General features: G+C 69.0%; 11 protein-coding genes. 2 read left to right on the top strand and 9 right to left on the bottom strand.

All coding sequences use genetic code 11. The features are described 5' to 3' along the window. Nucleotides 1–105 precede the first annotated feature (105 nt). From R5W23_RS18575 to R5W23_RS18555, 5 genes are all read right to left on the bottom strand, one after another. Nucleotides 106–960, bottom strand: a complete 855-nt coding sequence (locus R5W23_RS18575) for a glycosyltransferase family 2 protein (protein ID WP_320687575.1) — start codon at nucleotides 958–960, stop codon at nucleotides 106–108. 89 nt (nucleotides 961–1,049) lie between these two features. Continuing rightward, the gene (locus tag R5W23_RS18570; protein ID WP_320687574.1) at nucleotides 1,050–1,847 is read right to left on the bottom strand and encodes an energy-coupling factor ABC transporter ATP-binding protein; all 798 of its coding nucleotides are present in this window, start codon (nucleotides 1,845–1,847) and stop codon (nucleotides 1,050–1,052) included. After that, nucleotides 1,847–2,599, bottom strand: a complete 753-nt coding sequence (gene cbiQ, locus R5W23_RS18565; protein ID WP_320687573.1) for a cobalt ECF transporter T component CbiQ — start codon at nucleotides 2,597–2,599, stop codon at nucleotides 1,847–1,849. The genes R5W23_RS18570 and cbiQ overlap by 1 nt, the downstream gene beginning before the upstream one ends. Next, nucleotides 2,596–2,832 carry a DUF2934 domain-containing protein gene (locus R5W23_RS18560; protein WP_261184334.1) on the bottom strand — a complete coding sequence of 79 codons (237 nt, stop codon included), beginning with the start codon at nucleotides 2,830–2,832 and terminating at the stop codon, nucleotides 2,596–2,598. Before R5W23_RS18560 ends, cbiQ begins: the two co-directional genes overlap by 4 nt. 204 nt (nucleotides 2,833–3,036) lie before the next feature. Beyond that, complete coding sequence (locus tag R5W23_RS18555) at nucleotides 3,037–6,075, bottom strand: hypothetical protein (protein ID WP_320687572.1); 3,039 nt, start codon at nucleotides 6,073–6,075, stop codon at nucleotides 3,037–3,039. 89 nt (nucleotides 6,076–6,164) lie between these two features. Here R5W23_RS18555 and gluQRS point away from each other — a divergent pair, with 89 nt between their 5' ends. Next, nucleotides 6,165–7,112, top strand: coding sequence for a tRNA glutamyl-Q(34) synthetase GluQRS (gene gluQRS, locus R5W23_RS18550; protein WP_320687571.1), 948 nt, complete (start codon nucleotides 6,165–6,167; stop codon nucleotides 7,110–7,112). A gap of 468 nt (nucleotides 7,113–7,580) precedes the next feature. Here the strand turns inward: gluQRS and R5W23_RS18545 are convergent, their stop codons facing one another. The 3 genes from R5W23_RS18545 to R5W23_RS18535 are packed head-to-tail and all read right to left on the bottom strand — an operon-like array spanning nucleotide 7,581 to nucleotide 10,467. Continuing rightward, nucleotides 7,581–8,684, bottom strand: a complete 1,104-nt coding sequence (locus R5W23_RS18545) for a type III polyketide synthase (protein WP_320687570.1) — start codon at nucleotides 8,682–8,684, stop codon at nucleotides 7,581–7,583. Further along, nucleotides 8,681–9,772, bottom strand: coding sequence for an NAD(P)/FAD-dependent oxidoreductase (locus R5W23_RS18540; protein WP_320687569.1), 1,092 nt, complete (start codon nucleotides 9,770–9,772; stop codon nucleotides 8,681–8,683). The genes R5W23_RS18545 and R5W23_RS18540 overlap by 4 nt, the downstream gene beginning before the upstream one ends. Next, nucleotides 9,769–10,467 carry a methyltransferase domain-containing protein gene (locus tag R5W23_RS18535; protein ID WP_320687568.1) on the bottom strand — a complete coding sequence of 233 codons (699 nt, stop codon included), beginning with the start codon at nucleotides 10,465–10,467 and terminating at the stop codon, nucleotides 9,769–9,771. Before R5W23_RS18535 ends, R5W23_RS18540 begins: the two co-directional genes overlap by 4 nt. Before the next feature lie 113 nt (nucleotides 10,468–10,580). Between R5W23_RS18535 and maoP the strand changes: the two genes are divergently transcribed. Continuing rightward, a complete protein-coding gene (gene maoP, locus R5W23_RS18530) occupies nucleotides 10,581–11,276 on the top strand; it encodes a DUF413 domain-containing protein (protein ID WP_320687567.1) in 696 nt (231 codons plus the stop codon). A 597-nt stretch (nucleotides 11,277–11,873) separates the two neighbouring features. On the opposite strand, the gene R5W23_RS18525 is transcribed toward maoP, so the two are convergent. Further along, on the bottom strand, nucleotides 11,874–13,208 hold the full coding sequence (locus tag R5W23_RS18525) for a trehalase family glycosidase (RefSeq protein ID WP_320687566.1): 1,335 nt from the start codon (nucleotides 13,206–13,208) through the stop codon (nucleotides 11,874–11,876). Nucleotides 13,209–13,211 lie beyond the last annotated feature (3 nt).

The following is a 13,211-nucleotide window of genomic DNA, read 5'->3' as shown; positions in this document are numbered from 1 at the left end:
TTGAAGGAGGATGGGCGCGGGCACTTCGATGTGAGGCATTCTTACCGGTTGCACGCGGCAGGTGCATGTAATCAGACGGAGGGCGAGCCTGTTCGGTCCGTGTGCTCACGTGTCGCGCGCGGGCGGGCCCTTCGGCCGGAACAGGTCGCTCTTCCAGCCGAACTTGTTGAGCCAGTAGCGGCCCACGGCGGTGAGCGTCTGGAGGCCGTACTTGGTGCTGCGCCGGAAGTTGATCTGGCTCGCCTCGTCGAAGTAGCGGACGGGAACGGGGATGTCGCCGAGGCGGAACCCGAAGTGGACCGCCTGAACCAGGAACTGCGTGTCGAACACGAAGTCGTTACTGTTCCGCTCGAACGGGATCGTTTCCAGCACGCTGCGGCGGTACACCCGGAAGCCCGAGTGGAACTCGCCCAGGTTCTGCCCCAGGAACAGGTTCTCGAACGCGGTCAGCCCGCGGTTGCTGACGTACTTCCACCACGGCATCCCGCACTTCAGCGCCTCGGCCCGGCTGCGGACGCGGTTCCCGAGGATCACGTCGCATATGCCCAGCTCGATCATCCCGACGGCGTGCGGGATCACCCGGGCGTCGTACTGGTAGTCCGGGTGGATCATCACCACCACGTCGGCGCCGTTGTCCAGGCAGTACTTGTAGCACGTCTTCTGGTTGCCGCCGTAGCCCGTGTTCTTCTCGTGGACGATGACCGTCAGCCCCATCTCGCGGGCGATGGCGACGGTGTTGTCCTTGCTCCCGTCGTCCACGAGCAGGATTTCGTCGACGCACCCCGCCGGGAAATCGGCGATCGTGGCCGCGAGCGTCTGTTCGGCGTTGTAGGCGGGCAGCACCGCAATGATCTTGTGCTTGCGCTGCGGCCCGGTTTCGCTCGGCCGCAGGACGCGATCGACGTGAAAGACCTCGTGAACGGGGTTCAGCGGCGGTTCGGCGAGCAGGGTGGAAGGCATGGTGTGGCGCACGGGGTGAATGGCGGAACCGACGGTCCGTTCAATATATGATGCAGAACCGGTCGCCAGATTCCCGAAATCCGGGCCGCTCAGCGGAGCCGGTACGGCACCTCCAGCCCGTGGCGCTCCATCAATTCCGGGTCCGCCAGGAGCTTTTCGGCGTGGCCGTCGGCCGCGATCCGGCCGGCGTCCAGCACCAGCACCCGCGGGCAAGTGTCCAGAACGAGGTCGAGGTCGTGGGTGGCGATGAGCTTCGTCCCGGGGAGGTCACGCACCAGCCCGATCAGCTCGCGCCGGCTGCGCGGGTCGAGGAACATGCTCGGCTCGTCGAGCAGCAGCACGGCGGGCCGCATCGCGAGCACACCGGCGAGCGCGGCCCGGCGCTTCTCCCCTCCGGAGAGCTGGAACGGCACCCGCTCACCGGCCCCGGACAGCCCGACCGCGCCGAGCGCGTCCGCCACCCGCGCCCGCACTTCCTCGGGCGGGTGGCCCATGTTCAGCGGGCCGAACGCCACGTCTTCGGCGACGGTGGGGCTGAAGAGCTGATCGTCGGGGTTCTGGAACACCACCCCGACCACCTCCGGCAACTTTTTCCGGTGTTCCGGGATCGCGGGGTCGAGCCCGCTGACGGACGCCTGCCCCGGTTTGCCGTTCAGCACGCCGCACAGCCGCAGGAACAGCGTCGTTTTGCCGGCGCCGTTCGGCCCGACGATGGCGACGCACGCCCCGGGCTCCAGATCGAACGAGACGCCTTCGAGTGCCGGGCGGCCGTCCGCGTATCGGTGTGACAGTACGGACGCGCGGAGTGCGGGGGGCAGAGCGCGAGGAGCCAAGCCGGCGGGGCGTTCGATCGTTTCGGTACGGGTAGCGAGTTCCGCGTTCCGCATTAAGCGCGGTCCCACAGCACAAGGGCGACGGCCGCGGCGACGAGGGCCGCAAAGGAGATGATATCGCTGGCGGTAGTACGAAATCCTAAAAGTGTGTGAAATGTGCCGTCGAACCCGCGGCACCGCATCGCGGCGGCCACGTGGTCGGCGCGATCGGCCCCGCGCACGAGCAGCGCCCCGGTCGCGTGCCCGAGCGCGCGGTAGCCGTGGCGGTCGGCGCTCACGCGGAACCCGCGGGTGCGCATGGCGACCCGGAGCCGGCGCAACTCGTCCGCCAGCAAGAAGGTGTAGCGGTAGGCCAGGACCGTGAGTTGAACCAGCAGCCCCGGCATCTTGAGCTTGTGCGCCGCGGCGAGCGTGTGGTGGAGCGGCGCGGTGCCCACCAGGAGAAGTGCGAGGCTGCCGATCGCGAGCCCCCGGCACAGCACCGCGAGCCCGACGAGCAGCCCGCGCTCGGAGACGTGGACCGGGCCGACATCCCAGCCGGCGCCGTCCAGGGTGAACGGCAGCACGAGGAGGAAGGGGAGGGCCGAGGCCGCGAAAACGAGCAACCGGGGGCGGACCCAGGAGCCCGGGAGCCGGGCCAGTGCGAGCAACCCCAACCCCAGCCCCAGCGCTGCGGCTGCGGGAGCCAGCCGGTCGAGCGCGGCGATTGCGGCCACGGTGAGCAGGACGGCGGCGAGCTTCCACCGGCCATCCCACCGGCTCAGCGGGGAGGGTGGGACCGGACGGTGGCGGAACGCGAGCGTCATCGGGGCTTTCGCGGCGACGGTTCAGGGTGCGGGCGGGCGGCGAACTCGGTCCGCAGTTCGGCCTCGGCCTCCATCCAGTTCTGTACGTCCTGACCGTGTGGGCGTCCCTTCCGGTCCCAGATTTCCGCCGCGCGGGCCGCGATCTTGTCGTGCGGAATGTCCACCGGTGCCGGATCGGTCAAGACGGCGGACGCAGCGGACTTGGCGAGCCGCCGCCTGATCCAGTTCAGCATGAGGCCGTCCTCCGGAAGGTGGAAGTCAGTTTAATATGCGTGCGATTCGGACGGAATTGCAGTAGGGGAGCAGCCTCTCACAGAATCTTCATCTGTCATCAACCATGCCCAGCAGGCCCCGGTACACGTGCGGGGCGGTGAAGGTACTTGTTGCCCCTCACCGCCCCCGCACGCGTACCGGCAAAATCACACTCTGAACGCTGATCAGTAGATGCGGCCGTGAATTCGCTCCGGCGTCGGCTCGCTCGGCCGGTCGTCGAACCAGAACCGGCGCCACTCGTTCTGGATCTGGTGGAGGTCACCACTTTCCGACCGGAACAACAGCCCGCTAGTATTCGGGTTAAACGTCCCCTTTGTTCTCGATTCTTCGCCCTCGATCACCGGCCGTACCGGCCCGGGTTTGGCTGGCGGGGCCATCGGGGGCACCCACGAGTCCTCACCGCTCGACGGGATCACCCGCGCGGGCGGGGCCGACGGGATCTGCTGCGGTGGGAGCAGGTCGCTGTTCGACGACGGGAGCGGTGGGGGGAACGCGGGTCCGGTGGCCGGGTACGCGCTTCCCGGGGGCGGTAAGAACCCTCCGGGGGCGGCGAGCGGTTGCCCGAGCGAGGAACCCGGGTTGCCCCCGACCGGCAACCCCGGCGGCGGGCCGTTCGGCACGAACGCCCTCGGCTCCGCCGGCATCTTGGTCGGTTTCGGTTTCGGCAACTTGTCCCCGGCGGCCTTGTACCGTCCGGCCATGTACCCGGCCGGTTGCGCGTCCAACCGGTCCGACGCCGACGGCATCCGCACGTTCCCGATCACCAGCGAGTCGCCGTAGGTGCGGAACGTCAGCGCGAGAGGCTTGTCTTCGAGGGACTTTTGCAGGTCGCCGAGCATCTCGAAGAACGGCTTCGAGTCGTCGGCCGGGAAGTCGCCCTCGAAGTTCACGTCCACGCTCGTGATGAGCCCCAGCGCGGTGATCCCGTCGCGGGTGAGGTGGTAATCGGCCGTGATGACGAGGCTGGCGGTCGAAACCTTGCCGTCCACCTCTTGCGCGTCGTGGACGGTGAGGGTGAGGTGGTCCGGGGTCACCTTCACTACGCACTGCTTACCCGCGATGTCGCGGTACCACGTCCCGACCGGCCCGGTCTTCGGTGCCGCCAGCGGGGCGACCGTGGCCTGTGTGGCGACGGAGTCGCAGGGGACGGTGTTCTGCGGGCAAGGTTCACACCGTCCCGAGGGCACCGTCACCCCGCCCGTGCCCGTGACCATCCCACCGGTTGGGCACACCACGCCGCTCTGTTGGAGTAGTTGGCCGAAAGCCTCCAGCGCCATCTGCTTGGTGCTGTCTTCCGAGACCCCCGGCTGGCGCGCCGGCGCGGGAGGCGGAACGGCCGGAACCGCTTGCGGACTGTACGGGTCCAGGCCCTTGATCTTCGTCAGGAACGGCGGCCCGAACGACGCAGCGTCAGTCGGCGTGGGGCACGCCGGAGGGGCGGGGGGCGCCTTCGCCGGCGGGGCGGCGCTGAAATCGACCCCGACGCGCTCGCCCGGTTCCAGCGACGGCGGATTTCCGAGCGCGGCACCCGTCGGCCGACCTATCAGGGCGCCAATGGCCGCCCCCAAAATCGGTTCCCCGCGAGCCTTGTCGGCCTTCGGCTTCAGCTTTGCGAGCGGGGGCACCTTGCCGTCCTTCGCGGACTTGAACAGCCCGCCGAACGCGACCTGGAACTCCTCGGACTCGCGCCGAGCCATCAATAGCCCGTATTTCAAGCCGCTCACCATCAGTCCAGCGGACGTTATCTTGGTGCGGCACGAGAAGGGCATGTCCGCGAGCCCTTGAACGGTCAGCGCCAGTTCGGCAAAGTCGGCGTCGGGTGAACCGGCTTTCGTGCCGCTCTTCGTACTCACATCGGCGCTGGTGACGACACCGAACACCAACCCATCCGGCGTGAGCGTGTAGTGTACGGTGGCGGTGACCGTGACCGTGTGCCCGTCCACGGTCTGGGTTGCACGCAACTTCAACTCGTCGGGTGCGAAGGTCGCGACCACTTGCAAACCCGCGGCGGGCACGTCGCGGTACCACGTTCCCAGGAGCGGGTTCGGGGCGATCTTCGGCAGCGGGCACGGGGGGCACGTCGGCGGCGTCATCACCGCGTCTTCGACGGCCGCAACGGTGCGAATCACGCCGGGCGGCGCCGGCGGAAGCGGCCGGAACGTGGGCACCACTTCGGCCGGAACGGAGGCCGCCTTATCACACGTTTTTTCTGACGGAGTTGCGTCCCTCTGGCTGCCGAACAGTCCCAGATGGCAGCCGAACAGTTGCCGGTGATCATACGGGTTTGTCGGCGGCGGCGGGGCCTGTATTCCCGGATCTGAGAACACCAGCACGTCTTCGGCCGGCGCGAGGTGGACCCGCCCCCCCGCGTCGTGGACCAACAGCACGCGCTGTGGGCCAGTAACAACGGACCGCGGAAGCAAGACCGCACAGTACGAACCGAAACCGCCTTTCGTGGCCCGGGGCAAGTTGCCCGTGCCGCAGGTCGCGGCCCGGGTCAGGAACTCGCTCCACGAACCAAACGCGCCGAGCACGTCTTCAGGTTCGAGTTCACGGTCGAGGGGCGGGAGGAGACACGCACAGTACGAGCCGAACCCGCCGGTCGTGATTTGCGCGAGGCTTGGGACGACCGGTTGGATCACCTGCGCGATGTCGTCCAGGGGCGCTGCGGCGGAGAATACGGTTGTTCCGCCCCAGCCGATCGAAAGCCGGGCGCCCCATTTCTGAGCCGCGTCTTCGTGCGGCACCCATTGCTCCCGCTCCGCAATGGCGCCAGCGACCAAGCTGCCCACGTGCCGGAACTTGGGTTGGCCGCGCTCAGCGGTCACGCGGGGCGACGGGCCGAACTGCAACCCCCTGGGGGCGCGTGTGCTTGGAGCGTTCTCGGGAGCCGGCACCACCCCCTTCGGCGGTCCGTCCTCCTGTTTCACTTGAAACTGGCTCGCGCAGTATGAGCCGAAACCGCCGGTTGTGACCCGCGACAGGTCCTTGCAAGCCGGAGTGATCGCCCGTGCCTGAATGATGAAGGCGTAATCACCGCTCTGGTAAACGCCACCGTCTCCGGCGCGCACGACAGTGCCCTCGCCGTTCGTGGTCCCGCTGTTGAGGGGCGTTTGAAACGGCTCTTGGGCCGCCGCGCCGCCGGCCGCTCCGACGAGCAGCGCGACCGCGAGTGTGAGCGTGGACGTTCTTCGACCCGACATGGACGCCTCCTGGGGGAAGTGGCGAACCGCGCCGGATCATGCCGTTGCGGGACCGAACGCACAACCCCAACGGCGGCTATGATGAGCGCATGTCAACCGCACTCACCGGCCGACTGGCCCCCTCGCCGACCGGCGCGCAGCACGTCGGGAACGCCCGCACGTACCTGGTCGCGTGGCTCGCGGCGCGGGCCGGCGGCGGAACCGTTCGGGTCCGCATCGAGGACATCGACTCGCCGCGGGTCAAGCCCGGCGCGGCGGAGCAGGCGCTCGACGACCTCCGCTGGCTCGGGCTCCACTGGGATGGTGAAGTTGTCACCCAGACGACGCGACTCCCGCTCTACGAAGCCGCGCTCGAAACCCTGAAGCAGGCCGAACGGGTTTACCCGTGTACCTGCACGCGGTCCGACATCGCGTCGGCGGCCAGTGCCCCACACGCCGGAGAAGAGGTCACCTACCCCGGGACGTGTGCGCACCGTTCTGCGATGGACGCGGTCGTACTCCAACGCGACGGCAAACCGTTCGCGTGGCGGTTTCGTGTCGCCGACAGCCCGGCGTTCACCGACCTGTTTGCGGGCGAACAGCACATCGACCTGAAGCACGCGGGCGGCGATTTCGTGGTGTGGAAAAGCGCCGGCACGCCGGCTTATCAGCTCGCGGTCGTGGTGGACGACGCCGCGATGGGCGTGACGGAAGTGGTGCGCGGCGACGACCTCATCCCGTCCACACCGCGGCAACTCCTGCTGTACCGCGCGCTGGGGCTGGCCCCGCCGGCGTTCGCCCACGTCCCGCTGGTGGTGGGTGCGGACGGACGACGGCTCGCCAAGCGCCACGGCGACACGCGGCTCGCGGCGCTGCGTTCCGCCGGCGTTAAACCGGACGCTCTGCTCGGGTTGCTGGGTTGGTCGTGCGGCTGGCTCGATCGGCCGGAACCGGTGCGCGCGCGCGATTTGATTGCGCGGTTCCGGCTGGAAACGATCCCGAAGCGCCCGTTCGTGCTGAGCGCCGAGTTGCTGCGCGCGATCGGGTACGCGGGCTGATGCCGAGACCCGTCCGCGCTTTTCAGGCGGATCGTAACGACATGGGATGCACGCCTCGTATATGAAGGCCGTTTTTGACAGGATCGACAGGATAAACAGGATGAAGACAGATCAATTTTAAATCCTGTTTATCCTGTCGATCCTGTCAAAAACGGCCTTCGCATCCCCATCGCGCGTTTGTACCCTGCTCCCGAGCGGCCGCGGCTCGTCAAGAAATGCGACACGACCACCGATCACGTGTATTTTGACAGGATCGACAGGATAAACAGGATGAAGACAGATCGGTTTTAAATCCTGTTTATCCTGTCGATCCTGTCAAAACTGCCTTCGCCCATCGCGATTAAGCGCCGCATGGCCCTCGCCCTGGGCGGGCAACGTCCCCCGAGAAGGCTTCATACCGCGGCGCGGTCTGGAGATTTCAGACGCCGGTAGTGCGTTCTTTCATCCGGTCGGTCCGGTCAGGCACTGCTACATGAACAGCGCCGCCTCGGCTACCAGCCCGGGGCCGAACCCGAGCGCGACGCAGGGCCGCGGGGCGCCGGCCGCGCGCAGCTTTTCGAGGATGAATAGCACGGTCGGGCTGGACATGTTGCCGTTCGACGCGAACACGCCGAGCGACGGCGCCAGCGCCTCGGCCGACAGCCCCAGGCACTCGCCGACGGCGCTGACGATCTTCGGCCCGCCCGGGTGGACCGCCCAACTCCCGACATCCGCGAGCGCGAGCCCGTTGTCGGCCAGCCACGCTTCGAGCCACGGCCGCAGGTGCGCCGCAATCTGCCCCGGGACGCGCCGCGACAGGGACATCTCGAACCCGTGATCGCCAACCGTCCAGCCCATATCGGCGGCCGAGTCCGGGATCAGGCAAGAACCCGACGCGACGAGCGTCAGTGGGAAAGGGCTTCCCCCCACGCTCCCTCCGACCACCGCCGCCGCGCCGTCCGCGAAGATCGCGTTCGCAATCAGCTTGTCCGCGGCGCTGCCGTAGTAGTAATGCAGGCTGCTCAGTTCCACCGCGCACACGAGCACGCGGGCGGCGGGGTCGGCGGTCGCGAAGGCGTTCGCCACGCGCAGCCCATTCAGCGCCCCGTGGCACCCCATGAAGCCGACGTGCGTTCGCGCCACCGTTGGCTTCAGCCCCAGCCCGGTCATGAGCGCGAAATCGACCCCTGGCGCGACGAAGCCGGTACACGACACCGTCACCAGGTGCGTGATCGATTCCGGCGCGAAGCCCGACTCCGCCAGTGCGCGCTGGGACGCGCGTAGGGCGAGTGGCCCGGCCTCGCGGGCGTAGATTGCCATCCGCTGACCGGTAGTCGGTCCGACGCCGTCGTTGGCGGTGGTGGGGAGAAAGGGCGAGTTCGTGTGCGTGGTGCCGTTCAGCACGTCGCGCACCACCGGCCCGCCGATCACCTGGAAGCGCTGCGTCACCCCGGAGTTCGCGTAGATCGGGCCGAGCCACGTCGAGGTGCGCACGTCCGGCCCCGCGAGGGCGCGTGCGAGCCCGAGCCCCTGGTCCGCGGTCACCGGGTCGGGCGGGTGCGCGGTGCCGAGGCCGTGAATCGCAAAGCTCATGCGGGTGTACCGTGAGGGCACGGGGCAGGGCGGTTCAAACCGCTTACGACCGGGCGGGACAGAAACGGGAACGCCCGCAACACGCGGACGGCGGCCGTCGTCAGTGCGGGCGAGCGCAGCACCTGCGACACGATTCGACAGGTGTGCTGCCGGCGCCCGACGGCACGCCGGTGCGCGGCTTCCCATTCGCGGACCAGGGAAGGGGACCAATGCAGCACGCCGCGTGCCGCGATGGGAGCGACCGCCGCCGCGGACGCGACCGCCCAAGCCATGCCTTCACCGGTGAACGGCTCCACGTAGCCGGCGGCGTCGCCGATGGCGAACCACCGCTCGCCCGCCAATCGCTCCGGGCGGCGGGTGAGCGCCGGGGTGCCCTTCCACGGAAGTTCCACCAGCCCGGGCGGGACCGGCCACCCGACCGCGCCCAGCACCGCCGCGGCTGCGGGGCCGAGTCCGCCCTGCGACTTCACGAACGACACGTCGAACGCCGCGGCCACGTCGAGTCGCCCGTCCTCGACGCGCACCAGCCCGACGTACCCGCCGCTTCCCGTGGCCATGAAGATGGTGCCGGGGGTGAAGAACGCCGGGGCCGCCTCCGCGGGCACGACCACTCCGGCACCGACGCGCGCCCCCGGTTCGGGGCGCGCGTCGCTACCCGTCAGCCCCGAGGCAACGATCGTGACCTTTGCGCCGACGCTCTCGGCCCCGAGGTACACTTCGCCCGCGGCGCCGGGTTTCGCGGTAACGCCTTCTGACAGCCGCGCGCCAGCCTTCTCGGCCTCGCGAATCAGGGCGACATCCAGAACCTCGCGCGACAGTGCCACCCCGCCGGGCAGGTTCACGACCGCGGCGCGTCGGTCGGCCCCGATGCGCACGTTTCGGAGCGGCACCCCGCGGCCCAGAACGTCCCCTAACCCGAGCCGCCGGAGCGTGCCGACCGCGGACCCGTTGAGACAGCACCCGCACACCTTCGGCCGCGGGAAGTGTGCCTTATCGACGAGCCGCACGGAGCAGCCGCGCCGGGCCAGTTCGCGCGCCGCGACTGCCCCGGCGGGACCGGCCCCGATGACAACGGCGTCGTAAGTCACTGGCGGCTCCATGACAGAAGGAACCGGGCGGGGAACCGGCCCCGCACAGTCACGCCGCTCAGCCCGGCGCGGCGGGCCAGAACGAGCGCCTCAGCGGGCGTGAAGGCCGACCGCACCGACGCCGGCCCGTCGAACCGCACCACCCGCGACCGGGTCAGCAGGTGGCACGCGAGCCACACCCCGCAGTAGTTGAACCGCGAGCGCGCGAGATCGTTCACCAGCACTAGGTGTTCGGCGACGTTTTCCATGTTCGCCAGTAAGGCGATCGCTTCGTCCTCGCTCAGGTGGTGGAGGAACAGCGAGCATGTCACCACGTCGAAGCCCGTCGGCAGCCGGGTGTGTAACGCATCGTGCCGGAAGAACCGGACGCCGGGCGCCTGTCGGGCGGCTTCGTCGAGCGCCGTGGGGCTGATGTCGCACCCGGCCATTTCGAGTCCCACGCCCGCTCGCTCCGCGCGCCGGAGCAACCCGCGGGGCACGTCGCCGCTTCCGGTCGCCACGTCCAGCACATTCACCGGTCGCCCGAGCCGGGCGGACAGTTCCGCGATGGCGGGCCACAACACGCCGGCGCTGTCGCTGGCCCGGTTCAGCCGACGTAACCCCTCCAGCGCGTGCCGGTGTTCGGCGGGGTCGATGGCGGGATCGTCCATCAGCTCCGGGATGCGGGCGCGGGCGCGGAGGCTGCTCAAAATCACGTGCGGCTCCGTAGGGCAGACGGGGCTTATTGTAGCGCCCGCGGTCGTTGTGGTCGCAAACCCGATGTGCTACGGTGCCGGCGGAATCGCCGACCGTTCACGGGACCGGAACCATGCTGCACCCCGAAGACCACGCCGCGTACCTCGCCCGTCACGACTTCTTCGTCCCGCCGGGGGAGTCGTTCACCCCCGCGGAGCGCGAACTGCTCACCAAGTACGGCCGGTGGATGGAGGCACTTGTTTCGGGTGCGATTCGGCCCACCACGCCGAGCCAGGAGCAGTTCGTCCGGGTCGCCCGGGGCGAGGGCGACCCGGCCAGCGACTTCGAGCGGGCGTGGGTCAAGGTGATGCGGGAGCGGGACGTTGCCGCGCTCGTGTCGGACCGGCTGCACGCGCTCCAGGCGGCCCGGGCGAAGTCGCTGCTGCTCGACGCCGAGTACCGCGACGCCCGGACCGCCGTGCTGGCCACCATCCGCGACCAACTCGACGAGGTGGACGCCGCGTTCGCGGAGCAGATCCAGGCCGCCAGTGCCGAGGCCGCGCAGGCGGAGCAGGAGCTGCGCGAGCTGGTGCTCTCGCTCGGCCGGAGCGTCGGCGCGGGAGCGATCAAAGTGACGTACCGCTCCCCGCCAGTGACCTGGGACAGTGACAAGCTCGCGGCTTACGCGGAGGAGCACCCCGAAATACTCGCGTTCCGCAAAACGGGTAAACCGTCGGTCGCCCTGCGCTACAGTGACGGTCTGCCCGCTCGGGGGACCGCGGCGAGCGAACTGAGCCCGCCAGAACCGGCCGTGCCATCAGCCGAGTAGCGACAAGACTTCGGACCGAGTTTTAGGGCGGTTGTCGGACGGTTCCGGTCTTCCGTATGGTCCGCTCGCTTCGCGGGCGGTCACGAAACCGTGTGGCAAAGGGAGTTGTGGTGTCCGGAGCAACGCCCGCTGACTCCGCGAGCAACGCGGAAGACCGGAACCGCCCGACAACCGACGGTACGCCGACTGGACATCGAGAGGCGGCTCGCTGCCCGTTCGCTACCGAATCACTGGGTGATCGCTACCACCGAAACCCGGGTCCCAAGACCCGGGCGCGGTTTCCGGTGCCAACCAAAACCCGTTGCGAGACGCACAAGTAGGGTGCGGTAAGTCATTTGGCGGAAATTACTTGTGATTCGATCGGCCTGTGTGATCGCGATTGGCGTTTCGGCTGACTACCCGGTTTCAGCGGCTTCGCATGGGTCAACGGAAGCGGCCTTTGGACTTCGAGAACTACCAAACGGCGGAAATGGGGCAGGGGAATACCTGATGTGCCAATTGCTCAACCATCGGCGCGACGCTGAACGGGAACGGGCCATTCCGTTTTGGCAACAGGTCGGGCGGCGCCGAACGCGCCGCGCAACCCCGCGAACCGGCTCAGGTGCTGGCGAGCGAGCGGGCGAAGTCCACGAACACGCCGTTGGTCCACCCGAACCCCTGCACCAGTCCGTACAACCCGTGTTCGGGTTCGGCGTGCGGGTCGGCCACGTTGTACTTCTCTGCCAGCGTGCCGGCTTTCGTGAACGCGTAGGTGCAGGTGTCGCACCACCGCCGCCGCACCTCGTTCGCCTCGGCCTTGAAGCCGTACCGCTCAAGGCCGGTCGCCGCGAGCCACTGGAGCGGCGCCCAGCCGTTCGGGTACGCCCACTGCCGCCCGGGGTGGGAGTCGAGCGCGGTCACCAGACCGCCCGGGAGGAGGAACTGCGGCAGCCACCGCTCGACGATCACCTCCGCCTGGCGCTGCGTCGCGAACCCGGCCCACAGCGGGTAGAACCCGGCCAGGGACGCGCACGGGGACCGGCGCTCGGCCTTCCAGTCGAAGTCGAAGAAGAACCCTTGGCCCTCGTCCCACATCAGCTCGTTCATGGTCGCGGCGCGCTCTTCCGCGGCCCGGTGCCAGTAGTCCGCCTCGGTGGCCGCGCCGAGCCTCGCGAACGCCCACGCGAAGTCCACCTCGCGGGCGTACAGGATGCTGTTCAGGCACACCGGCAGGAAGTCCATCCAGCGCCCGGCCTCGGCCCCCGGCTCGGTGCCGTCGCACCGCGTGGAGTGGTCCCACCCGCTCTCGCACGACGCCAGGAAGTGGCTGTAGTTGATGTCGTGGTACCGCGACAGCCCGCGGTACTTGCGGCGCTCGTGCGGGTGCTTCTCGCCCAGCCAGCACGTCTCGTGCTCGCGCACCCCGAGCCGGGTCATGTGGCGCAGGTACTCGTCGGCGTCGGCGTCGCCGCGGGCCGCCTTCAGCTCGTGCGCGAGCCGGTACATCTTGGTGAAGAACGGCGGCTGGCTCCGGGAGGTGAAGTAGTACCGCGTCCCGTTCGGGATGAACCCGAACCGCTCCACCAGCGCGGCCATGTTCTCGGCGAGGTCGAACACCAGCCACTCGTGCAGGGTGCCGACCAGCCCCAGCGCGCTGAAGTAGCTGTCCCAGTAGTACATCTCCTGGAACAGCGGGCGCACCGGGTCTACCGACGGCACCACGTAGGCCCGCGGCAGGCCGATCAGGGTGCCCTCGTCGTGCGGGTGGAACCGGAACAGCCGGTCCCAGAAGGCGGTGACGTACTGGAGCACCGGCCCGTAGGGGGACACGTCGGGCGCGGCCGTCGGTTCCTCGGACGCGCCCCGGTGCGGCGCGGGCGGTTCGGGCGGGGCGGCCGCCTGCCACGTGGCGGTGATGTGTGCGGGCATGGCCATCAGGTTACCGACTCCCATCGC

The sequence above is a fragment of the Gemmata algarum genome, from assembly GCF_034097035.1.
Lineage (GTDB): Bacteria > Planctomycetota > Planctomycetia > Gemmatales > Gemmataceae > Gemmata > Gemmata algarum.
Note: the sequence above shows the minus strand (reverse complement) of the source record. Positions and strands in the feature narration are given on the sequence as shown.

Excerpts from the sequence above, each read along its gene's own strand:
- R5W23_RS18570 (WP_320687574.1), bottom strand. The coding sequence starts at position 1,847 with ATGCGGAACGCGGAACTCGCTACCCGTACCGAAACGATCGAACGCCCC.
- R5W23_RS18575 (WP_320687575.1), bottom strand. The coding sequence starts at position 960 with ATGCCTTCCACCCTGCTCGCCGAACCGCCGCTGAACCCCGTTCACGAG.
- R5W23_RS18560 (WP_261184334.1), bottom strand. The coding sequence starts at position 2,832 with ATGCTGAACTGGATCAGGCGGCGGCTCGCCAAGTCCGCTGCGTCCGCC.
- maoP (WP_320687567.1), top strand. The coding sequence starts at position 10,581 with ATGCTGCACCCCGAAGACCACGCCGCGTACCTCGCCCGTCACGACTTC.
- R5W23_RS18545 (WP_320687570.1), bottom strand. The coding sequence starts at position 8,684 with ATGAGCTTTGCGATTCACGGCCTCGGCACCGCGCACCCGCCCGACCCG.
- R5W23_RS18525 (WP_320687566.1), bottom strand. The coding sequence starts at position 13,208 with ATGGGAGTCGGTAACCTGATGGCCATGCCCGCACACATCACCGCCACG.
- R5W23_RS18555 (WP_320687572.1), bottom strand. The coding sequence starts at position 6,075 with ATGTCGGGTCGAAGAACGTCCACGCTCACACTCGCGGTCGCGCTGCTC.
- gluQRS (WP_320687571.1), top strand. The coding sequence starts at position 6,165 with ATGTCAACCGCACTCACCGGCCGACTGGCCCCCTCGCCGACCGGCGCG.
- cbiQ (WP_320687573.1), bottom strand. The coding sequence starts at position 2,599 with ATGACGCTCGCGTTCCGCCACCGTCCGGTCCCACCCTCCCCGCTGAGC.